Below are 25,675 nucleotides of genomic sequence, written 5' to 3'. Positions count from 1 at the left end.
GTATTTTTGATAAAAAAATTTCTATGCAGTTTAAGAATACCCTAGATTTTGCCCAACAGTTAGACAGCGATGATGTACTTCGAAAATATCGCGACGAATTCTATTTTCCCAAAGTGAAGGGCAAAGAGGTCATTTATTTTACCGGAAATTCCCTAGGGCTTCAACCCAAACGTTCTCAAAAGTTTGTCGATGACATCATGACCGATTGGAAGGAACTGGCCGTAGAAGGGCATTTTCATTCCGAAAAACCGTGGTGGGACTATCACGAACGTTTGACGAGACCATTGGCCAAGGTGGTAGGCGCAAAGCCTGAAGAAGTTTCTGTCATGAATACGCTATCGGTCAATTTGCATCTTTTGATGGTGTCCTTTTATCGACCGACCGAAAAACGCTTCAAGATCCTTTGTGAGGAAAAGGCATTTCCCTCCGATCAGTACATGTTGCAAAGTCAGGTACGATTTCATGGTTTTAATTCGGAAGATGCTATTATCGAGGTCAAAAAACGGGAAGGGGAACATTTTTGGCGCACCGAAGATGTTGTTGCCAAAATCAAGGAAGTAGGCGAGGAGCTTGCTTTGATACTCATTGGCGGTGTCAATTATTATAACGGACAGGTCTTCGATATGGAGACCATTACCGAGGCAGGAAAGTCCGTTGGCGCAGTAGTCGGTTGGGATCTTGCCCATGCTGTCGGAAACATTGATTTGGAACTCCATGATTGGAAAGTTGATTTTGCGGCTTGGTGCAGCTATAAATATATGAACAGCGGCCCCGGGAATGCTTCAGGTATATTCGTCAACGAAAAATATCTTGATCGAAATGATATTCCCCGTTTCGAAGGTTGGTGGGGCACGAAAAAGGAAACCCGCTTCAAAATGAAACCGGAGTTCGAGCCTATTGAAACAGCCGATGCCTGGCAAATTAGCAATCCCCCTGTCCTTTCTTTAGCACCTTATTTAGCCTCGTTGGAAATGTTCGAAGAAGTCGGTATGGAAGCCTTGATCGCGAAACGTGATAAAATTGTAGCGTATTTGGAATTCATCCTTCACGAAATCGATAAGGAAGTGGATAGCTCCTTTGAAATCATTACCCCAGTGGAAAGAGGTTGCCAACTTTCGGTTTTCTTGCACGGACAGGGTCGCACACTTTTTGACTATTTAATGAAAAACGGAGTCATCACCGATTGGCGCGAACCCAATGTAATTAGACTGGCACCTGCTCCTTTTTATTGCTCTTATGACGATATGTATCGTTTTGGGCAGATTTTGAAGGCGGGAATAACGTCTCAGTGAAATTGTCGGTTGGATATCTTTTTTGACTAGTTTTGCCGCGCAACCGACTAGTTTTTATGAAATCGCTTCGACTTATTCTTTCCAATCCAAGATATTTTGCGCCCGCATGGGTTTTTGCGAGCCTGAACATATGGTTTGGTACATGGGCGATCTACATCCCCACCGTCAAGGAAAATTTGGGAATCGACAAGTCACAACTTGGGATTGCTATTTTCTTCTTATCCCTTGGGGTTTTTACGGTATTTCCCATCGCCGCTAAAATCATCAACAAGCTTGGGGTGGGTAAGGCGACCTGGTACGGAGTGCTATTGAGTAGTGTTTCGGCCCTGCTACCGTTGATAGCCCCGAATTATTATGTGCTGATGGGTTCGCTTTTTCTCTTTGGGGCTTCAAACGGATTTACCGATATTTCGATGAACACCTTGGTTACCGAATTGGAAAAGGAGGATAAGCAAAACTTTATGTCCGCCGCCCATGGTTTCTTTAGCTTGGGAGGTGTGCTGGCGGGTCTGGGTAGTTTTCTGATTGTCTATCTAGGTAATCCGGCCTTGCACATGTTCATTGTCGTAATCGTTGTTTTGATCATCAATTATCTTCTCTACAAAAATTACTATCACATTACGGCAGCCCCCGTAGAGAAAGAACCTTTTAGCCTAAAATTATTCAAACCACTTTTGGTCATCGGTATTGTTTCTTTCGTAGTCATGGGAGGCGAGGGAGCTATTGTAGATTGGAGCGGACTCTTTTTAAAAGAAATCAGCTTGGCTCCAGAATCTTTATGGGGAGCCGGATTTTTGGCATTTTCGATTACCATGACTACTGGACGATTCTTAGGCGACAGCATTAGTCAAAAAATAGGATCCGTCAAAATAGTCACCTTGGGTACCATTATAGCTATTGGTGGTTATTTTGCCGTCTTGAGCACCTATATGTATTTGGCGATTCTGGGTTTTGGTCTGGTAGGACTCGGGTTTTCGGTCATCATTCCCGAACTTTTTAGAATAGGTGGAAATGTAAAAGGAATCGATTCATCACAAGGCGTTGCCTTTATCGCCGGAACAGGATATGCGGGGTTCTTAGTTGCCCCGCCCATTTTAGGTTTCTTGGCGGATAGTTCTTCCTTGGTAACAAGTTTTATCGTGCTTTTGGGGTGTGCAGTACTCGTACTCTTTGCAACCTTTTTCTTGGGTCGAAACAGTCGTTAATTCGTTTTAACTTCGACATCGGTAAAATAAAGCTTAAAATCGCCCTCGGGCATTTTGTGCATCTGTGCGATTTTGAGTCCGCCTTTTTCGGTGTAGTCTTCCCAACTAGTAACCATTGAAGGTTCTTCTTGATTAGCTTTTCTAAAGACCCATTCTTTGACGATGTGATCATCCCCGAAATAGAAATCGTAGGCATCTCCGGGTGTATATCCTCCTTCGTTACCATAAACGACCGTTAATTTTTGCATGGGTTGTTTACTTATCGGGGCCTCGATATTTTCTGTGTGCTCTTGGGTGATGTTTTGCTCGTCCCATAAGATATTGATGGGCGCAATCAACCAATATTTATCGTTGATGAATCCGCCGTTGGTTTTTTCGGCAACACTGTCCATTTGTTTACGATTGTAAGAAAGGGTGTCGGTGTCGGACATCATGGTCACATCTTGGGTCTTGGGTTTCCAAATCCAAGTACGCTCAAAATGTGAAGTATCGCGATCGACATTGAAGGTGAATTTAAGTTCTTCGACGTTCTTCCAGTTCTCATAACCGTTGGCGTGAGCTATTTTTTCTAGAAGTGTCAATTCCCTTTCAGGTTCTTGGGCTTCCTCGGTAACGGTTTTCTTATCCTCTTTACATCCGATAATAACAAAGGCAAGAAGGATAATAAAGGTGAAGTACTTTTTCATTTTCTTGGGTTTTCACCAAAGATAACGGGTTTTCGGTACTAATTTAAGAGTAGTTTAAAATTATATCGCCTTTCTCTGTGAGACTCTTTTGCTCCGTGTAACTCTGTGGAATACCCTGTGAGAATTATTTCACAGAGGTTCACAGAGATTTTAGAAATATCTGGGAGATTTGATTCCACCCAAACTCCGTTTGAAGAGTTCATAGATTAAAATGACCTCATGCGTACCACCGGAATAGGGCCTAAAAGTTGAAGTTGGTTGGTCATAGGCATATCCTATTCGAAAAGAATCGGAAATTGCATAATCCATCACAACCCCAAAGTTATCGGCATCGTTGAAACGGTAAGAAGCCCCAATCCAGAATTTTTCGAAAAACAGGAAGTTTGCAGTGACATCATAAGTGGCGGGCGCACCATTAGTATATTTCATGATGGCCGTTGGCTTGAATTTCGTGGTCCGGCCTATATCGAAGACATAGCCTCCGATGGCATAATAACTGTTGCGTTCAATGGCCGCAAATTCTCCTTCGTTCAAATCGGTATTCAATATTCTCGGTGACGAAGCACCAATATACCATCGGTTGGAACTAATATAGATTCCGGCTCCGAAATTCGGGTTCCATTCCGTAAATCCTCCGGCAAAGAAGGGATCGTTGACATCAGGTGTGCTTAAGCGATAATTCGTAAATCCACCTTTTAGTCCAAAAGCCATATTGACTTTTTGGTTCAACGGCACGGTGTATGAAAAATCGGCATACACATAGTTGGTCTTTTCAAAGCCCAGATTATCGTTTATATATGAAAGTCCGATACCGACGTTACTGAAACGTAGGGGCGAATGTGCCGAAAGCGTGCTCGTTGTCGGATTACCATCGATACCCGCCCATTGATTTCGGTGTAGTGCGGTAATGTTCAAAGTCTCTCGACTACCTGCATATGCAGGGTTGATTGACATGGTGTTATACACATATTGGGTAAACTGCGGTAATTGTTGAGCACTTCCCAAAAAGGTATAGCCAAGAGCCAGAAAAAAAATATGTCTTTTAATTGCGTTCATGGGGGACTAACTATATGTTGGACCCGATATAAATGTATCCGTTGACCGGTTTCATTTCTGGATTACCGAAACCGATTATATAGTAATAGGTTCCAGAAGGCAGCATTCCTGAATTCCCTAAGGAGTTATCAGGAGCAATTCCGCCCCAATCATTACTATAATCGTTCGATTCATAGACAATATTGCCCCATCTGTTAAATATTTTCACATGATAGGTATAGTTACAAGCTTCCAAACCGGTAATTTCAAAGAGGTCGTTGATACCATCTCCATTGGCCGTAATGGTCTTTGAGACGACCAAATCTTCTACATTACAAGGCATATCGGCCTCTACCGTAATAATCTGGGTATGGGTCATCTGGTTTCCGACATTGTCCGTAGCTGTCCAGGTTCTCATGATTTCATAGCCCATCTCACAATCACGGTCGTTCGTGGCAGTTTCTTCAAAGGTGACCACGGGATCCATATCGCAATTGTCTATGGCCGTTAGTACTTCTGCTTCGGGAATACTATCACAATCTACGGTCATATCCATAGGAAGTTCTTCCACAAATACCGGAGCTTCCTCATCCATCAAGCAAAGATTTCCATTGACCGTAATGATTTGTGTATGTGTAAAGCTATTGTTGGCATTGTCGGTAGCGGTCCAAGTTCGTGTAATTTCATATCCAGTAACACAATCCCTATTATTAGTGGCCGTTTCGTTGAAAGTCACCACGGGGTTCATATCACAGTAGTCCGTTGCAGTTAATACAGCTGCATCGGGCACACTATCACATTCGACCGTTATATCCGCAGGAAGGGTGCCATCGAACGTAGGCGCCTGCACATCGGTAATACTTATGGTAATAATGGTCGGATCTCCATTTCCTACACCACAATTATCGAAGGTAAAAGAGCTATAAGAAGTTTGGGGATTCATACTGATTTCCCCTGAAAAAGAAGCCATGGTCTGTGAGTTCGAGTCGAAGGTACAGGCTGGAAGGCCCGCGAAGTAAGAATCATTCTGTACACGAAGCGCATACTGAATAGTATAGGGTGCACTTGTTACATCGGTATAGCCATCGGCTACCATAAATGTTAATTCACGTGTGTTCGTATCGAAATTATAGGTTATTTCACTGGGTAACGGCGTTACGGAAACAAACTCCATTTCTGGGGGATCGTCGTCGTAAAGTTCAGGTTTCTGATATTATCATTTCCGGTGTTGGCAACATCCAGATAGATTTGAATGGTCTCGCCCGCCCTTGGGTTTTCATCCGATGAGGTAGCGTAAAGATCTAATTGGTTCAAAGAAGGTTCCCAAACCTCTACCGCCATTCCCAAAAGATAAAGTCCGTAGGTTTCTTGGTTCGAGGTCATTCGCACAACTGCGGAAGTTTGATTGTTCGTTATCAACCGATTGCCATTGTTTCTTAGGTCGAAAAGAGAGGCGTCAAATCCTAAAGTATTCGTACTAGCCGGAGTTCGATTTAAAAAGTCGGTTCCTTCTGTAGTAATCGAACTGTTGAAAAAGTTGTCGGCGTGGCGCATGGGTGTAGTTAGCGGTTCCCAAACACCATTTGTGTTGAAAATCAATAATTGATCTTGGCTAATGCCTCGGTCGCCCTCGAAAGAGCCGATGACCATATTGGCCTTGACACGACCATTCGGTACAGTCTGGAAACCGTTAAATGTGACATCAAAATTATTTTCAGTGGCCGTGATATGGGCATACCCATCAAATAATGTAATGTTCTTCTGTGGCAACGTAGGACTTTGGTAGACAAAAACGATTTGCCATCCACCAGAGGTACCTACAATGCCTCCATCATGGCCGAGTAGACGACCTTCGGTTGCTTTTACATTAGCTACTTGATAGGTGCCGAAAGGATCGGCCAGACCTTGCACCCAAGATGTAATATCCTTTACACAGATATAAGGGTCGTTGACGAAATGAGTATCCCTACCGCGATAAATTACTTCGTCCGCGGTCAATGTGGCATCATAAGTGCTCGATCCGGGTAGCATCATTTTAATTTCATTATAATTCCAAGAAGGTTCTGCACCACCGTTACCCGCTTGGATGTTTCCGCCGCCATCTACCTCATATTCCTTGTCAGCAGCGGACCAGTATAGAAAAACACGCTCAATGGTCAAACACGAATTGCTAGGGGCAGGGTTCGCCAAATTGGCACTACTAGAATTAAAGGTCGTTGGGTCGCTATCGATATCAACGAATACGTTGTCATCGAAATCATGGTTACTGCCCGTACCGTTATAGTCATTGGTGGCGTGCCTAGATAGTACATTGTTGGCGATCATTGTGAAGTCGCCGTTCAATGTTTCAGAATATCTTGGTGTAAAACCCTGTTGCAATTGCGCATTGATGGAACCAAAGGTCATCACCATGCCTACGACTAGCAATTGGGTTAGAATATTTTTTGGGAGTAAAAGTTTCTTCATAATTATAATTTTACCGATCTCTCTTGATCAATTACCTTATAATTAGAAGCTACAATGCTGTCTTTACCTGTGAAAAGTGAAATTTTGTGTAATTAAGGTCAAGTTCATTTTGCAGCAACTAATATTATATGGGGTATAATTAAGTGCTTTTGTTTCGCTATTCAAGATTTGGTTAATACTATACAAAGAACGGAACGACTGGACTTGAGGCGTAAAGTGTACGATAAACGGAGCAATTTCTCGACAAGAAAATTTTTATTGGATGAAGTGTTTTTTTTAACAGTTCAGTAGATTTTGAACTCATCGGATATTCCGCAGAAAATAGCGATGAACACGTCAATTTATGTTTGTCAATCAGATTATTTACATATAGATTATTTGCTTAATTTTGAGACTTGAAAAAAATATCGAATGAGTTCAAAAAAAGGAAAAGTACAGGAAGCCATTGATGAAAAACTACTTGAAGAGCGAAAAGTGTTTTTATGGGGTATGGTTGATGATGATACGGCAAAGCACGTTATTGATCGCTTGTTGTATTTGGATATGCAAAACAATAAGGAAATACAGTTGTTCATTAACAGCCCCGGAGGATATGTTACCTCTGGTTTTGCGATGTATGACACTATAAAATCATTGAAGAGTCCGGTTTCCACGATCTGTACCGGATTGGCAGCTTCGATGGGAAGTATTCTATTGTCCGTTGGAAAAAAGGGAAGAAGGTTCATTCAGCCTCACGCCCAGGTCATGATCCATCAACCAAGCGGTGGTGCTAGGGGACAGGCATCTAATATAGAAATACAGGCCAAGGAAATCATCAAGACCAAAGAACTTAGCGCCAAACTTTTGGCGGAGAACTGTGGACAGAAATATGAAAAAGTTTTACGGGATTTTGATCGTGATTACTGGATGAACGCCGAAGAATCTATTGAATATGGTATCGTGGACGGGATTTTAGAATAAAAGTCCCTCCTAACCCTCCCGTCAGCTGGCGGGAGGAAAAGGTGTAAAGAAAAAGTCCTTCGCAATCGTATTGTGAAGGACTTTTTTTGGATATATATAGACGCTCTCGCGGGATAGTTCATTGTATTTACGGATTAAAGATATCGTATGGATAATCCGACATCGTTAAATAAATATTAATTCAAGTTTAAAACTTATCCGGATGCTCGATAACTTTTTTTGCACGTTCCTTTAGGTCGGACAGTTCCTTTTTATCTTTTTTGTCCAAAAGGCTCATCATCATGGCCATTCGGTTGTTGTTTTTGAAATGTTCCCGTTTTTCATCCAAGAAATTCCAATATAAGGCATTGAACGGACAAGCTTTTTCGCCCAATTTTTTAGTGTGGCTATAATGGCAATCTCCACAATAATTGCTCATTTTATTGATATAGTTTGCGCTGCTCACATACGGTTTGGTAGCAACGACACCTCCATCGGCAAATTGGCTCATACCACGGGTATTGGTAATTTCGACCCATTCGATGGCATCGATATAAACGCCCAGATACCAAGCATCGACTTCATCGGGGTGGATTTGTGTCAACAGCGCATAATTGCCAATAACCATTAAGCGCTGTATATGGTGTGCATAGGCATCGTCCAAACTTTGGCCGATGGCATGTTCTAGGCAGTTCATTTTGGTATCGCCGCTCCAGAAAAAATCAGGGAGTTTGTTATGATTGTCAAGCTCGTTGAGGTTTGCATAATCGGGCATTTCTTTCCAATAAATACCGCGCATGTATTCGCGCCAACCTAAAATTTGGCGCACAAAACCCTCAATTTGGGAAATATCAATTTCAGTTGTGTTTTCATAATAATGGTCCAGTACCTTATCGATAACTTCCTTGGGCGAAAGTATTTTACTGTTCATCGCAAACGACAAGCGCGAATGAAAAAGATATTTTTCTTCCGTATGCAAGGCATCTTGGTAATCGCCAAAATGGATAAGTAGATTTTCGCAAAAATAATTCAGTACAGAAAGACAATCGCCTCGAGAGGTTGGCCAATTGAAATTTTCGGCTTCTATATTGCCAAAAGTTTTGACCTCGGCCTCTTTGATTTCTTCCAAGGCTCGGGTAACATCTTTTCGAAACCCCCGTTCATGGGGAATTTCAGGTTCTCCCGTCCATTTTTTTCGATTACTTTGGTCGAAGTTCCATTTACCGCCATCGGGTTGGCCGTTGACGATCATGATGTCATGTTTTTTGCGCATCATGCGGTAGAAGTTCTCCATGATCAATTGCTTTTTTCCGAGAAAAAATTCTTTAGTTCGTAACGCGTCGTGTAAAAATGTTCACTGTCGAATGCTTCCGATCCTATGGAAAGGTTTTTACAGATGGATTTCAATTGTTCGTCCAACCGATATTCATCCGGCAATTGGTATTCGAATTTTTCGGCTTTGGTTTCATCAAGATATTTTTTAATGATTTTTTCCAACTCCTGCGGATTATCTTTATCGTTGATTTTGAGATAAATAAAACGATGTCCCTTTTCGGAAAGTTCTTCTGAGAAATTCCGCATGGAAAGGAAAAATGCGACTACCTTTTGAATATGATGTTTTACATAATCGGTCTCTTGCCGCATTTCGGCCATGAGGTAGGTAACATCGTCGTTAACATCGTCAAACCAAGAATGTTTTTGGTTGAGTTGGTCGCCAAGAAGTAATCGTAAGGTTCTCAATTGTTTTGGTTTTAAGTTTCTATTGTTTCAAGTTTTAGGTTCTTGGTAGATTGCCTTTAAGACGGAAAATCGTGTTTGAATTTATATTTAAAACAACGTTTCTTGCAACCACAAGTTTTGAAACTTACCATTGGCATCATACATTTCGGCCTGTCGTTTAATATTGAAATTTCTATCCCGTGGGTCATTGCCTACGCCGCTTTGGTACATCCAGTTGCCCCAATTGCTGTGAACGTCATAATCGATGAGCAGGCTTTCAAAATAGGCGGCTCCGATGCGCCAATCTTGCTCGAGTTCCTTGGCCCAAAAGCTGGCTACATTTTGGCGTCCGCGGTTGCTCATCCAGCCTGTTTTTGCGATTTCCTTCATGTTGGCGTTGACGAAGGGTTCTTTTGTGGTGCCTTCTATCCACTTTTTTTCGCCTCCTCGGAAGTTTTCCAATCGTAGTCATTGTCCAAAATCCCTCCTTGAAGAAAAATTTTATTGCCATGTTTTAAAGAAACATATTTAAAGTAATCACGCCATATCAATTCGAAAATTAACCAATACGTATCCTGATTTTTCTTTATTTCCTTTTCGAAGCGTTTGATTTCCCAATAGATGGTTCTGGCCGAAATACTTCCATTTGCCAGACAAGCGGATAGTTTAGAACTGTAATCTTTACCGACTAATCCGTTTCTGGTCTTTTTATAATAGGCCAATTTTTTGGTTTCCCAGAAATACTCTTGTACTCTATTCAAGGCTTGCTGTTCGCCACCTTTAAACGGAAAGGCGGTGCGGGAGTCCTTTTCGAATTCTTCCAGACCCAAATCCTTCAGCGTTGGAATTTGAGTGACTACATCGACTAGATTATTTTCAGATAGCGGTTGAGGCCTTTCAACGGAAAATCTTATAGCACAATACTTCTCGCATTTTTTCCTGAAGTTGGTAAATACTTCGGGAACTTTATCAAACCCATCATATGGAATATCCTCTGGATGGAATAAAAATTGATCGTAGGTTTCTTCAAATTTTACATCATCTGGAATTTTTTCCAAAACGTTTATACGCACAAAATTCTCATCCCGCGTCCATTCTTTTTGTGAAAAAATAGATTTGATTTGATGCTCCTTGACCAGTTCTGGAAGTAGCTGTTCTGGCTTTTTTGAAAAACCAATAAAGTTATATTGAGTTTCTCCAAATTGGCTTTCAGTTCCGCTACGGTTTCAATCAAAAACCTGGCACGAAATTTTTCGGTTTTTCTAAAACCAAAATCCCCTATTACGAATTGCCTAGGATCAAAAAAATAGACGGCAATCACCCTTTCACCTTGAGCCGCTTTGTTCAATGAGGTATTGTCATTGATTCTTAGATCATTCCTGAACCAAACAAGATTCGTCATTCGTTACTATGGATTTTCTTTATATCGATTTGTTGCGGCGACATTTTTCGCTACAATATTTTACTTCTCCCCAGCTTTTAGACCATTTCTTTCGCCAAGCGAAAGGCCGCTGGCATGTCGAACATATTTTAACGGGCAAGTTAGGTTTGCGATGCGACATATTTCAAAACAGTCTCTTAATATGGTTACAAGATATATCGATGCGCCATGTACTTCAAGCTTTTTCGCATTTTAATTTATCTTCATTCCATTTAACTGCAAAACCGTATTTTTGACAAGAACACTATTCCGCTACGTAAAGAATGAACCAAACTCCCAAAAACATTGCCGTCATCGGATCAGGATTGGTGGGATCCCTGTTATCCATTTATTTGAGAAGACAAGGTCATTCCATTACCGTTTTTGATCGACGGCCCGATATCCGTACGATTACTTTTTCAGGTCGATCGATAAATTTAGCGATGAGCAATAGGGGTTGGCGGACTTTACGGGAAATCGGAGTTGAAGACGAAATCAAGAAAATTGCCATTCCGTTGGATAAGCGTGCCATGCATGTTATCGGAGAGCCGATGTATTTTCAAAAATATGGAAAGGAGGGCGAAGCCATTTGGTCCATTTCGAGAGGTGTTTTAAATCGAAAAATGGTCGACTTGGCCGAGAAAGCGGGAGTGGTCTTTAAATTTGAGGAAAAGGTCTGGGATGTCAATCTTCCCGAGACGAAGGTTTACACCGGCGAAACTGAAAAGAGCGAGTGGCAAGAATATCAATTTGATATTGTTTTTGGCTGTGATGGTGCTTTTTCAAGGGTACGCCATAAGATGCAACGCCGTAGCCGTTTTGATTATTCGCAAGATTTTATCGATGTTGGCTATAAGGAATTGACCATTCCGCCAAATGCCGACGGCACCCATAAACTGGATAAGAACTCTTTTCATATTTGGCCGCGGGGAAGATTTATGTTCATCGCCATGCCGAACATTGACGGTAGTTTTACCTGCACCTTATTCATGCCCTTTGAAGGGGAGGTTTCTTTTGAGCGTATCAAGACTAAGGAACAGGCAAAGGACTTCTTTAAAACTTATTTTCCGAATGTACGGAAGGATATCGAAAATCTTATCGAAGACTTTTTTAAGAACCCCACCAGTGCCATGGTGACCATGAAATGCTACCCTTGGACGTATTGGGACAAGGTTGCCCTTGTTGGAGATTCCGCACATGCGGTGGTGCCCTTTTATGGCCAAGGAATGAATGCTGGGTTCGAAGATATTTTTGTACTCAACGAATTAATGACCAAACATGGGAATAATTGGGAGGCTATTTTTCAAGAATACCAACAAACGCGAAAACCAAATGCCGACGCCATCGCCGAACTGAGTTATCGAAATTTCTTGGAAATGAGTAGCAGAACGGCAGATCCGAAATTTTTGTTGCAAAAGAAAATAGAAAAACGTTTTGCCGCAAAATATCCAGACAAATGGATACCTGTTTATTCGCGTGTCACCTTTTCCGAAAGGCCATATGCCGAGGCATTGGCCGAAGGCGATAGGCAAGAGGAAATCATGCAAAAAGTGATGCAAATTCCAGATATTGAAAAGAAATGGGACAGCGACCAGGTAGAACGGAAAATATTGGAGCTGCTGTAATCTACTCTCCCTTTTTTCTGATTTCGGACCTTCGCATGGGCATGCCATCGATGAGGGCAAAGATTTCTTCCGGGGCTAATACAAATGGTTTTTTCATTTTCTGGCCTCCGTCTTTTCCAATGAGTACGATTCCTTGAAAATCATGCAAGTCGAAGTTTTTGATGATTTCACTTGCCGATAGGGGAGCTTCTTCTCCGTCACCCGTTAACACTTTTTCGGTAATGATGAAGATTTTTAAGTCCCTTTCAGTGAGTCCGGTATCTTCTGATCGTAATAATTGAAGTTGTTCTTTGACGGCATCGGTATCGCTCTTGACGTCTTTGAGCAATAGTATTCTATTTTTCCACTGGTAGCTTTCCAATCCCTGAGCGTTCATACTAGAAAGAGCGAATAAGATGGGCAATGATAAAAACAATAAAGGGATTCTTAGTTTCATTGTCCCTAAATTAAATAAAAAAACCATCTTGTTACGGATGGTCTTCGTTTTGAGTTAGTTCTGTCTGCTTAAATTTTTGCGAACATTTTATGCATTTTTTCCTGCTCTTCTTCGGCAAGAACCGGATCTACTAGAATACGTCCGCTATGTTCGTCGGTAATTATTTTTTTGCGAGAAGCGATTTCGACCTGAACTTGAGGTGGTATGGTGAAGAAAGAGCCTCCTGAAGCACCTCTTTCAATGGGCACGACCGCCAAGCCATTTTTCACATTATGTCTAATCCGGTTGTAGGCTTTGACCAAACGCTCCTCAATTTGCTCCTGGAACTTTTCAGATTTTGCCAATAATGCTTTTTCCTCTTTTTCAGTTTCGGCCAAGATTGCGTTCAATTCGCTCTTCTTGTGTTTCAGATGCTCTTCCCGTTCCGATAATCGTTCTTTCGTCTCGGCAATAACCTCTTTCTTTTGATCTATTTGAGCTTTGAACTCTTTGATGTTCTTCTCTGCCAGTTGAATTTCCAATTCTTGAAATTCCAATTCTTTGGAGATAGAGTTGAATTCACGACTATTGCGAACATTTTTCTGCTGCTCAGTATATTTTTTTATCAAAGCTTTCGCCTCGTCGATCAGGTTCTTTTTGGCTCCGATTTCAAAATTTATCGTTTCAAGATCCGTCTTCAACTTGTCCATCCTAGTTTTTAGGCCCAATACATCATCCTCTAGGTCTTCAACTTCCAAAGGGAGTTCGCCGCGTACATTGCGTATCTCGTCGACCCTTGAATCTATTAATTGCAAATCATATAATGCCCTTAATTTTTCTTCAACGGTAACTTCTGCTTTTTTTGCCATACTTATAAATACTTGATGGGATTGGTTTTACTCCCCGATAAACGGATTGCAAAATTAGGAATTTTTTTCTTAAGATAATCAACTAAAAGATTTTTTGTAAACTGCTCTGTTTCATAGTGTCCGATATCGGCGATCACCATTTTTTTCTCAGCTTCGTAGAATTGATGGTATTTGACATCGGCGGTTATAAAAACATCCGCCCCAGAGGTCTTTGCAGCTGATATGGCAAAAGCTCCACTGCCTCCCAAGATAGCTATTTTTTTGACTTTTTTTTCTAATAACTCGGAGTGCCGGATAACCGCAACGTTCATTTTTTCTTTTACATCTTGCAGAAATTTCTTGGTATCCATCGGTTTTGCCAGTTCGCCTATCATTCCCATGCCGATATGCTGATTTGTATTGTCCAAGGTATAAATCTCGTAGGCTACCTCTTCATAGGGGTGAGCCTTGAATATGGCATTCATTATCTTTGATTCACTTGCTTTGTAATAGGTGACATTGATCTGTATTTCCTTTTCATAGTGCGTTTTGCCGATTTCGCCCTTTAGGGGATTGGCATTTTTACCGGCTTTGTAACTACCTACCCCTTCGGAAGTGAAACTGCAATTACTGTAATTCCCTATGTTGCCGGCACCTGCTGCGAACAGGGCTTTTTTAAGTTTTTCAGCATCTTTTTCAGGAACATAAGTCGTCAATTTTTTGATAGTTCCTTTTTGGGGAATCAATATTTTGGGATTTTGGATATTCAGCATTTCACAGATTTTTGCATTGACACCCTCAAAAGAATTATCCAAGGCGGTATGCATGCTGTAAATCGCGATATTGTTTTGAATGGCCTTAATTACGGTTCGTTGCACATAATTCACTCCCGTTAGTTTCTTAAGCCCCGAAAAAATGATGGGATGAAAACTGACAATAAGATTACAGTTTTTAGACAATGCCTCGTCCACCACATTTTCTAACGTGTCGAGGGTTACCAATATTCCTGATACTTCAGCATCTTTATCGCCGACCAAAAGACCCACGTTGTCAAAATCTTCGGCATAGGCCAATGGTGCCAGCTCTTCGAGTATATCGGTAACTTCTTTTATGGTCATTTTGGAGGTTTATGCGTCCTTCAAAGATAAAATATTATATTTTCGTCGCTGTGCAACTCCTTCGAAAAATAGCGTTTCCCATTTCCCTGATTTATGGTTTGGTAGTCTTAGTCAGGAATTACCTTTACAATATTGGTTTGTTCAAATCAAGATCTTTTGATACTCCCATTATCTGTATTGGTAATTTAAGCGTGGGCGGAACTGGAAAAACACCGATGGTGGAATTTCTGATTTCTTTTTTAAAAGAGGATTACAAAGTGGCGGTTTTAAGCAGAGGTTACAAAAGGAAGTCAAAGGGTTTTGCTCTCGCATCTACAGAGAGTACGGTCGAAGAATTGGGCGATGAACCGTATCAAATTCATTCAAAATCCCCGGAAGTAATAGTTGCAGTCGATGCCAACAGAAGAAACGGAATCTCAATTTTACAGGAAAAAGTAAAACCGGATCTCATTCTTTTGGATGATGCCTTTCAACATCGCAAAGTCAAACCTATCTGTTCCATATTATTGACATCCTTTAATAATTTGTATTCAGATGATTGGTATTTACCGACGGGAAACCTTCGGGATAGTAAGCAGGAAGCCAAACGGGCTGATTTCATTATTGTCACAAAATGTCCGCCTAGTCTTTCCGAAAATGAGCGTCAATCGATTCTTAAAAAGCTGAAACCACAATCACATCAAAAAGTAATCTTCAGTTATTTAGTTTACGATAAATCGCCTCTTGACGCTATGTTGAACAAAAGATTCACTCTGGTGACGGGTATTGCAGATTCGAGTCCCTTAGTTTCTTTTTTAAAAGCGGAAGGATTGGATTTTGAGCATTTACGCTTCAGCGATCATCATTTCTTCACAGAAGAGGAAATACAAATATTAAAGGGCAAAGAACACGTTTTGACCACCGAAAAAGACTATGTTCGATTACAAGGCAAAGTTTCTAATTTAAGTTTTATTGGGGTGAAACACGCCTTTTTGGGAGAAGGTGAACAAGACCTGATTAAAAATCTGAACGGCTTTATGAAGCAGCGCCGGTAACTTTTTTATCAAAAATATTCTCCCCGATTTTTTGATAGAAAACTTCAGGTTTGAAGGGTTTTGTGACTACATCGTTACAACCTGCGGCATAAAAACTTTCCAAACTATCATCCAACGATATTGCGGTCAGGGCGATAATAGGTGTTTTTTGATCGAACTTTCTAATTTCAATGGTAGCCTCTTCACCACTAATTCCGGGCATATGGATATCCATTAAGATAGCGTCGTAATTGTTGTTTTGGGCAAGTTCTATGGCTTCTGTTCCGTTGCTGGCAATGTCACTTGTGATATCCTTTTTGGTCAACATTTTCTTGGTGATGACCTGATTGATCTTATTATCCTCAACGATCATCAAGTGAAGACCTTTAAAATCATACTCGGTCTCCGTTATCTCGAATGGAATATCATCGATAACGCTATCCTTGCTTTTTAGCTTCAATTCAAAGAAAAAAGAACTTCCTTCGCCTATTTCGCTTTCCAATTGTATCTTACTGTCAAAGAGGCCTAACAGGCTTTTTACAATGGTCAACCCTAGGCCGGTACCACCATATTCCCTGTTGATCTGAATAGATCCCTGCTCAAATCCCTCAAAAATATTTTCCTGTTGTTCCTTAGAAATTCCGATACCGTTATCAGCCACTTCAAAATACAAAGTAACATCCTCTTCTACTTTGTTCAAAAGTCGCGCAATAACCTTAACCTCACCGTTTTTGGTAAATTTTAAGGCATTTCCGACAAGGTTCATGAATATTTGGGAAAGCTTCAGCGGATCGCTCATCAGGTGAGAAGGAATTTCCTCATCATATTCCATTACGATTTTGGTCTTGTTGGCCTTTGCACTTTGTTGAAGTGAATCGATGACCTCTTTGAGCACCTTCTTAAGGTTGAACTCGATGTTCAATGGTTCTAACTTGTTCGCATCGATTTTATTGATCTGAAGGATGTCATTGATAAAATTCAATAAATAATCACCTGAAAATTTTAAGGCTTTGAGATGTTCTTTTTGGTTCTCACTCGGATTTTCTTCCAACAGCAAATGTGTGAGTCCGGTAACGGCATACAGCGGAGTTCGCAATTCATGGCTTACCGTGGACAAGAAATTCGTTTTTGCCTCCATGGCACTCACGGCAGCATCCCTAGCGGTTTGTAACTCACTGTTTTTTGTTTGTAATAGATCGTTGGTCTTCAATTTTATCTGGTTGTTTCGATAGAGCGAAACAGCCAATAGCGAAATTATGGTCAAGAATGCAGAGGTTAAGATGGCGGTAATTTCAGCACGGTTTTCAGACTCACTCAATTCTTCCAGACGTTCGTCTTGTCGATTGATTTCATCGCCCATATTTTCTATTTGAATTCGATCAGCCGTTTTTGCCTCGGTTTTTATTTTTTCGATCGTAAAAATAGAATCACGGATCCGGATTAGGTTTCGAGTGTTAATAAGCGCTTTGTCGAACTGTCCGGTTTTCTCATATGTTTTAGCCAATTGATCGTTGGCATCCAGTATTTCTCTATGGAACTCATTTGCCAACGCCAATTTTAGGGCGGCTTCTCCATCCGTTATGCTCTGCTCAGGGTTTTCGTTGGCAAAATGAAGTTTCGACAGCCCTAAATGGGCCTTGGTCGCCAAATATGCTCTTTCTTGAATATCGGTATTGATGACCAAAGAGTTGAAATTTTTCAACGCAGCCTCATATTTTCCAAGATTTAGGTAAATATTGCCTTCCGTCAATAAAATGTTATTGAAAAAGTTGCGATCGTTACTTAATTGCTTTGCTTCTTCGAGTGCATAAATGGCGCGAAAATTATTGCCCTCACCATAGAGCCTAACGGCTTCGATATATTTCTGCATGGCATCACCGTACGGATATTCAATATCTTCCAACATCCCCTTCGCCCTATCCGAATAGAAGGTAGAATTTTCGTCCTTACCCAATTGTAAATAAAGTAGGGCGAACTTGTGATAGCTATCGATCAACGCCTTTTCATTTTGTTCTTTCTCGGCAATTTCAGAAGCCTTGTCCAAGGTTTCCAAGGCCAAATCGATTTGATTTTTGTTTTGATAGCGTAGTGCGCGCTCAAAGTAGGGCTGAATGTCGTTCTGAAACGAATCAATTTGCTGGGCATGAACGTTGAGCATCAGAAAAAGTGAAGTCAACACCCAAAGGCGAAGTGCATTATTGTTATGTGTAAACTTAAATATCAAACGTATCGTTTGTTTATCAATAAATCGATCAAATCTATAATTCTACTACTGTAACCTGTTTCGTTATCGTACCATCCTATAATTTTGACCATTTTACCAATTACAGATGTCATCTGTGAATCAAACGTACAAGAGTGGCAACTATTGTTTATATCCACGCTCACTATAGGATCTTTCGTATATAAAAGTATGTTTTTTAGTTCATTATGGGAAATTCGCTCGAAAGTATCGTTGATTTCCTGAATGGTGGTTTGGCGCTTTACATTAAAGGTAATATCTGTCAAAGACCCATTGGGTACGGGTACACGAATACCGCAACCGCCAATGACATCAGAGAGTTCGGGAAAAATCTTCGTAAGAGCTTTGGCCGCTCCCGTAGTTGTAGGTACAATGGACTGCCCGGCTGCCCTTGCCCTTCTAAGATCGTGATGTGGTTGATCATGTAGGCTTTGGTCGGAGGTATAAGAATGAATCGTAGTGATATAGGCTTGTTCAATACCACAAAGGTCATCAATGACCTTAATCATTGGGGCCGCATTGTTCGTGGTACAAGAAGCGTTAGAGATAATATTGTCATTTTCGGTCAATATGGACTCATTGATTCCGAAAACGACCATTTTGATAGAGTCATCAACGGGAGGAACCGATAAAATCACTTTTTTTGCCCCATTTTTGAGATGTAGCTTAAGAATTTCTTCGGTCTTGAATTTGCCGGTGCATTCTACAACAATATCCACCTGGTGCGCCGACCAATCAATTTGTTTTGGAAAGGTATCGTTAGTTAGTGCGATTTCTTGGTCATCTACAAGGATTGCATTGTCATTATATCCAACTTCCTTTTGAAAAACACCATGGATACTGTCGTATTTTAAGAGGTGTGAAAGGGTTCTCGCATCGGCAAGATCGTTTATGGCGACCACTTTGATATGCGGATGATCGTTTAACAGCCTGAAAAGCGTTCTGCCTATTCGCCCGAATCCGTTAATGCCTATGTTGGTTGTTTTCATTTAAGATTCAAAAAGGGAGTTTTACTGGAGTTCTAAACCATGGAGAGCAAAGCGAAGCAATCCGTGGAAAATGTTAATAAAGGTTTAACAGATTGCTTCGCTGCCGCTCGCAATGACGTTAGTTAATATGCTTGTGCGCTTTGTAAGAGGATCTCACCAATGCTCCGCTTTCCACATGTCTAAATCCCATTTCGAGGCCTATTTCCTCATATTTTTTGAATTGCTCGGGTAAGATGAACTCCTTTACCGGAAGGTGTTTCTTCGTAGGTTGAAGGTATTGTCCGATCGTAACCACATCGACATTTACGTTTCGCAGATCTTCCATGGTCTGGATGACCTCTTCTTCCAATTCGCCAAGCCCCAACATGATTCCAGATTTGGTACGGTTCACTCCACTGGCCCTCAAATATCTCAGCACTTCAAGACTTCTTTCGTATTTGGCCTGTATGCGCACTTCGCGGGTCAAGCGTTTTACGGTCTCCATATTATGAGAGACCACTTCAGGTGCAACTTCTATGATTCTATCCAAATGGCGTTCAATCCCTTGAAAATCAGGAATCAAGGTTTCTAAAGTTGTTTCGGGATTCATTCTGCGAACTGCTTTTACCGTCTCCGCCCAAATAATCGACCCCATATCCTTTAAATCATCACGATCCACGGAAGTGAGCACCGCATGTTTGATATTCATAATCTTTATCGAACGTGCCACTTTTTCGGGCTCGGCCCAATCCACGTCTTCGGGTCTTCCGGTCTTGACTCCACAAAAACCACAAGAGCGTGTACAAATATTTCCTAAAATCATAAAGGTCGCAGTACCTTCTCCCCAACATTCTCCCATATTCGGGCAACTACCGGAGGTACAAATGGTATGTAGGTCGTATTTTTCGACAAGGCCTCTAAGCTGTGTATATTTTTTTCCTGTAGGAAGTTTCACCCTGAGCCATTTGGGCTTCCCCTTTGGTGGAATCACATGTTCTGCAGTCTCTACGTTCATAGCTGATTTTTGAACTACAAATATACGAAGTATTTGAAGGATGTGGGAGGTTGAATGCTGGACGCTGGATGCACAATGTTTACAGGTTTAACTGAACCCTCAGAATCATTTTATTCATATAGATCCTTAAGGTCGGCCTTACAAAGATCTACCATGAAATCAGCAGTTTTGCTCGTGACATCAGTAAAATAGCGTTCCCCTTTTTCTTTTGTGGCCTTATGCGGATTTCCGACTCCTGTATCTTCACTGACCTGTGACCATTTGCGTTCAGCCCAGGCCCAACCGTCTTTAATGGCATTTATCTTATACTTTTTTACACTTCCATCTCCCCATGTATCCCTTGGCAGAACGAGTTCAGGCTGTAAATGGAGCATCATACTAGTTTCCATCTCGTCGGCATGATCTCCTTTTTCCTCAAAGTATTCATATTTGTCAACCGTATGGATAAATGTCATCATACTGATGAACATTTTTGGAAATTTCAGCCCTAATTCACGAACCATGGGTTTAAAGTCATTACCTCCGTGGCCATTGAAGATCAATAGTTTATAGACTTCCTGACGATTCAAGACCTCAACGATATCGGTGAGTATCTGTAATTGGGTGCTTGGGTTGAGGTTGATGTCCAGATAAATATCCGATTGGCCTGTATTTACGCCGAATGGAATGGTCGGAAGCACAATTACTTTTGCACCTTTTTCCCAAGCCAATCGTGCCGACTCGGCCGTCATATGATCAGCTTGAATGTTATCTGTGGCGTAGGGTAGGTGATAGTTATGTGCTTCGGTGGCCCCCCAAGGTAGCACAGCTAGTTCGAATTTAGCATCTTTTAAGGCTTTCCAATTGGTCTCGGCAAGAATGTAAGGTCTCATGGCGCGGTGTTTAAAACACAAACTTAAGAACCTCTTTCGACACTACAAGGGCTACTCGAAAATATCGAGATAATAGGCGCAGGTATATGGGCTGCAAAGATCATCACGTTCTTTGAGACGATAGTATTTTCGGTTTCCCGTTTTGCGAAAGGTATAGGTAACTTTTCGGTCCAAGAGTCCGCAACAGCCCTCCGTAAAAAGTTTCAAGTCACCATCAACGGTGAAGTTGCGCTCATCGATAACCGTGATCTTCCCTTCTAGTAAGACATATTCCTCCTTATCCTCGGAATATTGTGAACCCTTGATGTAAAGTTCTCCGTCCACTTCGGAGATTTCGGCAGTACCATAGCCATCATAAATAAACTGTATCCCGAACTTATGTGTTCCGATAAGAGATTCTGCATTTTTAACATCGGTATCGGAATGCATGGCAATCAGGAGTCCGAATAGCACTATGAAGGTAATTTTTAAGGTCGTCATACGTATTTTCAATCAATTTCTACTACTCTGGTTTTTGAGAATTTATCGTGCCAACCGATAGCATCATGCCCTAAAAAGGAAAAATGGTTAAAAGGGATATGTCTGCAGAGTGATCGTACGAAAATAGTACCAAAATTGGGTTTTTTGCCATCTTCGGTAATCACTTTGGTCTTTGTGAAAAATTTGCCGAGTGAACGGCCCGTAAATCCTTCAAAAAAACTGTAGTAAATAAGACCTATAATAAAACCAAGCATGTAATCTCTAAAGCGGTTTTCTTCGTCGAGCAAGTAAAGATGTGAGGGAAAAAAGTAAATCAAAACCCCTCCGATAATAGAACCGATGATCATTGCCAATCCGATTAGAAAGAGCTGGTCGATGAGAAAATTGGCCAATCGCTTACCTTGACCCGCTAGTTTTACCTGTAAGGCAATCATGGCATTTTGTTCATCCAATTTCATGCGCAGCATCGCATCTTCTTCAAAAGACTCGCACAAATCCACAAAACTTGCGACGTCACCGCTATAGCTACAAACGATCCCGAGGTCAAGATCTTTTTCTGATGGGTACAGACCGTACAGAACTTTAGATGCTCTTGCCGTGTCATAGATGAGGTTGTGGGGGTTAACCTCTACAGAACGAAATCAAATGGATTAGTATATAATTATTCGACCAACTGCGTGTTGCGAAGCGTGTTATTCGATGAAGTGCATAAATCTGTACAAAGGAATGAATCCTAAAGTGCAATTTTGGTGCGCTCGGAAGATTTTTCGAGGAAGGTAAAATATAAAGCCGCAATGCCGGTAATCAGGAAGTAACCTAGTATCAACCAACTTCCCCAAGATAGGTAGCTATTGATTCCGAACCAGTCTCCACTGGCTACTATAAGGCCGATGCCAAGTATTCCGCGCAACAATTCGATCCAGACGGCATATTTTTTTCTATCCATGAGACTTGTATAACCATAAATTCCGACAAAAACGAAAGCTCCGAATAGTAGGAGCCCATCAATCCCAATATTCGAATAATTGAAGAACATAAACCACAATAAACCAACCGAGGCCAAAAGTTGAAAAATAACGTAAAGGTCGAACACTTTTGACGATGGTGTTTTATAACGTTCAAAACCATACACATCTTCGATAATGGATACCGGATATTTTTCTTTGACATCGGCCGGTCGCCAACCTGTAGGCATAAACCAGATTCGTAATTTGTCCTTTAAACTTTTCGTGCGCCATGCATCTTGCACCAATCGCCAAAGATGCTGGAAATTAATATGGATGGGATTCCACGTTGCGGCAGGTTTCAATACCCCGTACTGCGGAGGTACATCATCAAGTTCTTCTTGAAAGGTACCGAACCAGCGGTCCCACACGCAGAATATGGCGGCCAGATTCTTATCGATGTATTCCGGATTTATGGCATGATGAACTCGATGTTGTGAGGGTGTTACGATAATATATTCCAACCAGCCCAACTTTCCGATATGTTGGGTGTGGTACCAAAACTGGGCAAATAAATGAACGGGTGCAAGTACGGCGATTATCTCGTTAGATACTCCCAAGACGGCTGCGGGAATTAGCAATAAAGCGAAATATCCGAAAATATTGGAGATGGGTTGCCGTAGCGCACAGGCCAGATTAAACTCTTCACTACTATGATGAATGACATGTTGGTTCCAAAAGACATTCACTTTGTGGTTCAATCGATGGTTCCAGTAAGAGGCGAAATCTATTGCGATAAAGGCAATGACCCAGACCAACCAAGTGGATTCGATTTCGGTCAGCGCTAAGTGTTCCAGTAGAAACGGATAGGAAATCAATATGATACCCAATCCCAATGTATCCTTGACGATATTGGTAAATCCGGAACTTATACTGGAAACCGAATCCATGACCTTATGTTTTTGGTCTTTTACGAAAAATCCGTAAGATAGTTCTATGGCCAAAAGCACCATAAAAAAAGGAATGGCATATAAAAGTGCCTGTGCGTACGATTCCATTGCTAATCGACTTTTCCCAAAGATAGGGAATCAACAAGTTTTTTAGTCGGTCTTAATTGAAAGGTCCGACCATGATATGCGCCCGAAATGTACCGGGATCCATCAACCATGGCATACCTTTTTCGTGGGGTTTGGTGGGCAATCCCGTAGTTTTTGCGGTCGCGAAAGGAGTGTATATTACATAACGGTATTGGCCGCCGCCAAGTTCACCGGTTGCCTTATTATAGGCCGCATCGTTTCCATAGTAAACATACATCATGCTGGGCACTATGGGCATTTGCCATTTGCCTGCTGCGACTTCCGCACCTTGTATTTCACGTTTTTCTTTGGTGTCTTTTCCTTCGGCGGTGAGTTCACGGCCACGTTTCATAAAAGGTTCCAGTTCTTTGGAATAGCAAGCAACGCTAATGCCCTCTTTGTTCGGATCGTCACCGACACAAACCAAATTATTGTTGCCTTCGCGAAGGACCACTAATTCACCTTGCCGATCATAACCATAGACCATGGCACCTTCTTTATCTTCTTCGGGCGCTGGTAAGGTGGCTGTTTTGATCTGTATTTCTGCCGGGAGTATTTCCGGTTTTTTCTCTTGTGCGGTACAGGAAAACAAACAAATGAACGTACCGAATAACAGTATATTTTTCATAATTAAGTATTTCCTATAAATATAATCATCCTGAGAGAAATCTTCTATAGAAAATTGCTACTTCCGTTAATTTATAAAAAAGGAATAAATGGTTCTATTTTGGTTCAAGTGACATGACATAGTCATAACTCTCATTGAGATAGGAAGCCAAAGTATCTAAATCTTCCAGCATTTTTTCAGGAATAAGCACATAGCCCTTCATGACCGCGCCGTACGATTTATATAGAGTGGTTGGCCATTCTTCGATATACTTTTTCTGTATTTCTTTGGAAAAACGAATACCCAGTTCGGCATCTTTGTTCAAAAGCGAAAACATATAGCCATTTGCCGAGGTGTAGGGCATGGTTTTTCCTTTTCTATCTAATCGTGGACATTTGGCTACTAGCTGGTCATATATTTCAAGTCTTTTCGACCAAAGAGAATTGGTTTTGCCCATAACTTTTTCTTTACATCATTTTTTCAAAACTACCGTTTTTCCCGTTTTGGCACTTTCCCTAGCAGCTTCAAGAATTTCGACTACGATCATATTATTTTCCAATGAGGATAGGTCGTTTGCAGGAAGTTCTATCTCATTGCGAATAACGGCAGTCAAAAGCAGAAAAGGGTCGTTAAAAGGTGCTGTACGCTCCTCTAATTTTGAGGATTCTTCATTGAACCCATCATATCCTTCGGAAATACGAACTCGTAAATCGTGACGGTTGTCGGCGTATACGACTCCGGTCTCTCCGTAGATTTCCATATCTTTTCTGCCAATAGGCCAGTTCCAGCTAGGTTCCAAAATGGCCGTGCTCGTATCGTAGGATAAAAGTATCGTGCAGTCATCATCTACATCGGGATTGTTTTCCGGTTGTAATTTTTGGGTAACTGCAGTAACGGAATTGGGCCTTTTTCCTTCGTGGAGCCAAGTGAGCAGATTGGCGCCATAGCAACCAAAATCGATGATTGCCCCTCCGCCGTTTTGGACCGGGTCGGTCAACCATTCAAAAAACTCATTACTTACTCCGATTTTTTTTGGGCCTTTATGTCCGTCGCGCACGATTACTTTTCGAACCTCTCCAATTGTGCCTTCTTGCAAAAGTTCATAGGCTTTGTGATTGGTAGGGTACCAGGTCGTTTCATAATTCGTTAGCAAATGGATGTTGTGTTCTTTAGCCAGGGCCTCCATTTTTTGTGCATGTTCGACGCTGACCGCCAAAGGTTTTTCTACCATAACGTGTATTCCTCTTGGAGCGGAAGCTTCGACCACGGCTAAATGCTCGTAAATCGAACCAAAAGCGGTCACGGCTTCGGGTTTTTTGGCTTCCAACATTTCATCCAAAGTATCGTAGACTAAATCCATGGAAAGGCCATGTTCTTTTATGTAGCGTTCGGCCAATTCACGATTTGGCTCTGCAATACCCACAATTTCAATATCCCCTTTTTTTTCTGCACTAAAAACCCAGTTTACATGACCATGTGTTAGACCTGCAACCCCTACTTTTAATGGTTCTTGTTGGGCGGACATTTGCATTGTGGAAAGTATAATTATAATGGACAGAATATTTTTCATTTTGGTTTAGCTTTCTCTAAAGATAGGGAATGAATGGAAACGACCAATATTAGCAACCAAGAGAATGAAGGGTCTTTTGTAACTTGAAATACTATTTAGCATGTTTTTGAGTACTGAGAC

The 25,675-nt window shown here is 41.3% G+C and carries 24 protein-coding genes and 2 pseudogenes; 5 read left to right on the top strand and 21 right to left on the bottom strand.

Translation table 11 applies throughout. The annotated features are described in order from the left end of the window. Window positions 1-23 precede the first annotated feature (23 nt). Both kynU and N8A86_RS03350 read left to right on the top strand, forming a co-directional pair. Window positions 24-1,292, top strand: a complete 1,269-nt coding sequence (gene kynU, locus N8A86_RS03355) for a kynureninase (RefSeq protein ID WP_273567788.1) — start codon at window positions 24-26, stop codon at window positions 1,290-1,292. A gap of 56 nt (window positions 1,293-1,348) precedes the next feature. Further along, window positions 1,349-2,497: an MFS transporter gene (locus N8A86_RS03350; protein ID WP_273567787.1), complete on the top strand. Its 1,149-nt coding sequence runs from the start codon at window positions 1,349-1,351 to the stop codon at window positions 2,495-2,497. Here N8A86_RS03350 and N8A86_RS03345 read toward each other — a convergent pair. The 4 genes from N8A86_RS03345 to N8A86_RS03330 all read right to left on the bottom strand — a co-directional run bounded on the left by N8A86_RS03345 (window position 2,494) and on the right by N8A86_RS03330 (window position 6,684). Beyond that, entirely contained in the window at window positions 2,494-3,183 is a 690-nt protein-coding gene (locus N8A86_RS03345) for a hypothetical protein (RefSeq protein ID WP_273567786.1), read from the bottom strand. The genes N8A86_RS03350 and N8A86_RS03345 overlap by 4 nt on opposite strands. Before the next feature lie 150 nt (window positions 3,184-3,333). Next, window positions 3,334-4,239: a PorP/SprF family type IX secretion system membrane protein gene (locus N8A86_RS03340; protein ID WP_273567785.1), complete on the bottom strand. Its 906-nt coding sequence runs from the start codon at window positions 4,237-4,239 to the stop codon at window positions 3,334-3,336. Between the two features lie 10 nt (window positions 4,240-4,249). Beyond that, window positions 4,250-5,392: a T9SS type B sorting domain-containing protein gene (locus N8A86_RS03335; protein ID WP_273567784.1), complete on the bottom strand. Its 1,143-nt coding sequence runs from the start codon at window positions 5,390-5,392 to the stop codon at window positions 4,250-4,252. Beyond that, on the bottom strand, window positions 5,374-6,684 hold the full coding sequence (locus N8A86_RS03330) for a hypothetical protein (RefSeq protein ID WP_273567783.1): 1,311 nt from the start codon (window positions 6,682-6,684) through the stop codon (window positions 5,374-5,376). The genes N8A86_RS03335 and N8A86_RS03330 overlap by 19 nt, the downstream gene beginning before the upstream one ends. Window positions 6,685-7,095: 411 nt before the next feature. Here N8A86_RS03330 and N8A86_RS03325 point away from each other — a divergent pair, with 411 nt between their 5' ends. Beyond that, window positions 7,096-7,644, top strand: a complete 549-nt coding sequence (locus tag N8A86_RS03325) for a ClpP family protease (RefSeq protein ID WP_273567782.1) — start codon at window positions 7,096-7,098, stop codon at window positions 7,642-7,644. A gap of 187 nt (window positions 7,645-7,831) precedes the next feature. Here the strand turns inward: N8A86_RS03325 and N8A86_RS03320 are convergent. The 4 genes and pseudogenes from N8A86_RS03320 to N8A86_RS03305 all read right to left on the bottom strand — a co-directional run bounded on the left by N8A86_RS03320 (window position 7,832) and on the right by N8A86_RS03305 (window position 10,904). Beyond that, window positions 7,832-9,363 (bottom strand): annotated as a pseudogene (locus tag N8A86_RS03320) (cryptochrome/photolyase family protein). 87 nt (window positions 9,364-9,450) lie between these two features. Further along, window positions 9,451-9,804: an FAD-binding domain-containing protein gene (locus N8A86_RS03315; protein ID WP_273567781.1), complete on the bottom strand. Its 354-nt coding sequence runs from the start codon at window positions 9,802-9,804 to the stop codon at window positions 9,451-9,453. Further along, window positions 9,768-10,744: pseudogene (locus N8A86_RS03310) on the bottom strand (deoxyribodipyrimidine photo-lyase). Before N8A86_RS03310 ends, N8A86_RS03315 begins: the two are co-directional and overlap by 37 nt. A gap of 19 nt (window positions 10,745-10,763) precedes the next feature. Continuing rightward, window positions 10,764-10,904 (bottom strand): DUF2256 domain-containing protein, encoded by a 141-nt coding sequence (locus N8A86_RS03305; RefSeq protein ID WP_273567780.1) that lies wholly within the window; start codon window positions 10,902-10,904, stop codon window positions 10,764-10,766. A gap of 142 nt (window positions 10,905-11,046) precedes the next feature. On the opposite strand from N8A86_RS03305, the gene N8A86_RS03300 reads away from it, so the two are divergent. After that, window positions 11,047-12,387, top strand: coding sequence for an FAD-dependent oxidoreductase (locus tag N8A86_RS03300; RefSeq protein ID WP_273567779.1), 1,341 nt, complete (start codon window positions 11,047-11,049; stop codon window positions 12,385-12,387). A 1-nt stretch (window position 12,388) separates the two neighbouring features. On the opposite strand, the gene N8A86_RS03295 is transcribed toward N8A86_RS03300, so the two are convergent. The 3 genes from N8A86_RS03295 to N8A86_RS03285 all read right to left on the bottom strand — a co-directional run bounded on the left by N8A86_RS03295 (window position 12,389) and on the right by N8A86_RS03285 (window position 14,768). Next, window positions 12,389-12,823: a DUF4174 domain-containing protein gene (locus tag N8A86_RS03295; RefSeq protein WP_273567778.1), complete on the bottom strand. Its 435-nt coding sequence runs from the start codon at window positions 12,821-12,823 to the stop codon at window positions 12,389-12,391. 68 nt (window positions 12,824-12,891) lie between these two features. After that, window positions 12,892-13,671: a zinc ribbon domain-containing protein gene (locus N8A86_RS03290; RefSeq protein ID WP_273567777.1), complete on the bottom strand. Its 780-nt coding sequence runs from the start codon at window positions 13,669-13,671 to the stop codon at window positions 12,892-12,894. A gap of 2 nt (window positions 13,672-13,673) precedes the next feature. Then, entirely contained in the window at window positions 13,674-14,768 is a 1,095-nt protein-coding gene (locus tag N8A86_RS03285; protein ID WP_273567776.1) for a Nif3-like dinuclear metal center hexameric protein, read from the bottom strand. Window positions 14,769-14,779: 11 nt separating this feature from the next. Here N8A86_RS03285 and lpxK point away from each other — a divergent pair, with 11 nt between their 5' ends. Then, window positions 14,780-15,802 (top strand): tetraacyldisaccharide 4'-kinase, encoded by a 1,023-nt coding sequence (lpxK, locus tag N8A86_RS03280; protein WP_273567775.1) that lies wholly within the window; start codon window positions 14,780-14,782, stop codon window positions 15,800-15,802. On the opposite strand, the gene N8A86_RS03275 is transcribed toward lpxK, so the two are convergent. The 10 genes from N8A86_RS03275 to N8A86_RS03230 all read right to left on the bottom strand — a co-directional run bounded on the left by N8A86_RS03275 (window position 15,783) and on the right by N8A86_RS03230 (window position 25,555). Continuing rightward, entirely contained in the window at window positions 15,783-18,005 is a 2,223-nt protein-coding gene (locus tag N8A86_RS03275; RefSeq protein ID WP_337251729.1) for a tetratricopeptide repeat-containing hybrid sensor histidine kinase/response regulator, read from the bottom strand. The two genes, lpxK and N8A86_RS03275, sit on opposite strands and share 20 nt — an antisense overlap. Further along, a complete protein-coding gene (gene gap, locus N8A86_RS03270) occupies window positions 18,002-19,012 on the bottom strand; it encodes a type I glyceraldehyde-3-phosphate dehydrogenase (protein WP_273567774.1) in 1,011 nt (336 codons plus the stop codon). Before gap ends, N8A86_RS03275 begins: the two co-directional genes overlap by 4 nt. A gap of 118 nt (window positions 19,013-19,130) precedes the next feature. Then, window positions 19,131-20,006, bottom strand: coding sequence for a lipoyl synthase (gene lipA / locus N8A86_RS03265; protein ID WP_273567773.1), 876 nt, complete (start codon window positions 20,004-20,006; stop codon window positions 19,131-19,133). 110 nt (window positions 20,007-20,116) lie between these two features. Continuing rightward, window positions 20,117-20,878: a creatininase family protein gene (locus tag N8A86_RS03260; protein ID WP_273567772.1), complete on the bottom strand. Its 762-nt coding sequence runs from the start codon at window positions 20,876-20,878 to the stop codon at window positions 20,117-20,119. Window positions 20,879-20,929: 51 nt separating this feature from the next. Next, window positions 20,930-21,358: a hypothetical protein gene (locus N8A86_RS03255; RefSeq protein WP_273567771.1), complete on the bottom strand. Its 429-nt coding sequence runs from the start codon at window positions 21,356-21,358 to the stop codon at window positions 20,930-20,932. An 8-nt stretch (window positions 21,359-21,366) separates the two neighbouring features. Beyond that, the gene (locus N8A86_RS03250; RefSeq protein WP_273567770.1) at window positions 21,367-21,852 is read right to left on the bottom strand and encodes an RDD family protein; all 486 of its coding nucleotides are present in this window, start codon (window positions 21,850-21,852) and stop codon (window positions 21,367-21,369) included. A gap of 239 nt (window positions 21,853-22,091) precedes the next feature. Then, window positions 22,092-23,360: a sterol desaturase family protein gene (locus N8A86_RS03245; RefSeq protein ID WP_273567769.1), complete on the bottom strand. Its 1,269-nt coding sequence runs from the start codon at window positions 23,358-23,360 to the stop codon at window positions 22,092-22,094. A 52-nt stretch (window positions 23,361-23,412) separates the two neighbouring features. Continuing rightward, on the bottom strand, window positions 23,413-24,006 hold the full coding sequence (locus N8A86_RS03240; RefSeq protein WP_273567768.1) for a hypothetical protein: 594 nt from the start codon (window positions 24,004-24,006) through the stop codon (window positions 23,413-23,415). A 94-nt stretch (window positions 24,007-24,100) separates the two neighbouring features. Beyond that, on the bottom strand, window positions 24,101-24,442 hold the full coding sequence (locus N8A86_RS03235) for a hypothetical protein (RefSeq protein WP_273567767.1): 342 nt from the start codon (window positions 24,440-24,442) through the stop codon (window positions 24,101-24,103). Between the two features lie 15 nt (window positions 24,443-24,457). Further along, the gene (locus N8A86_RS03230; protein ID WP_273567766.1) at window positions 24,458-25,555 is read right to left on the bottom strand and encodes a Gfo/Idh/MocA family protein; all 1,098 of its coding nucleotides are present in this window, start codon (window positions 25,553-25,555) and stop codon (window positions 24,458-24,460) included. Between the last annotated feature and the right edge of the window lie 120 nt (window positions 25,556-25,675).

Source organism: Maribacter halichondriae (assembly GCF_027474825.1).
Taxonomy (GTDB): domain Bacteria; phylum Bacteroidota; class Bacteroidia; order Flavobacteriales; family Flavobacteriaceae; genus Meishania; species Meishania halichondriae.
This window is presented reverse-complemented; position numbering and strand designations above follow the sequence as displayed.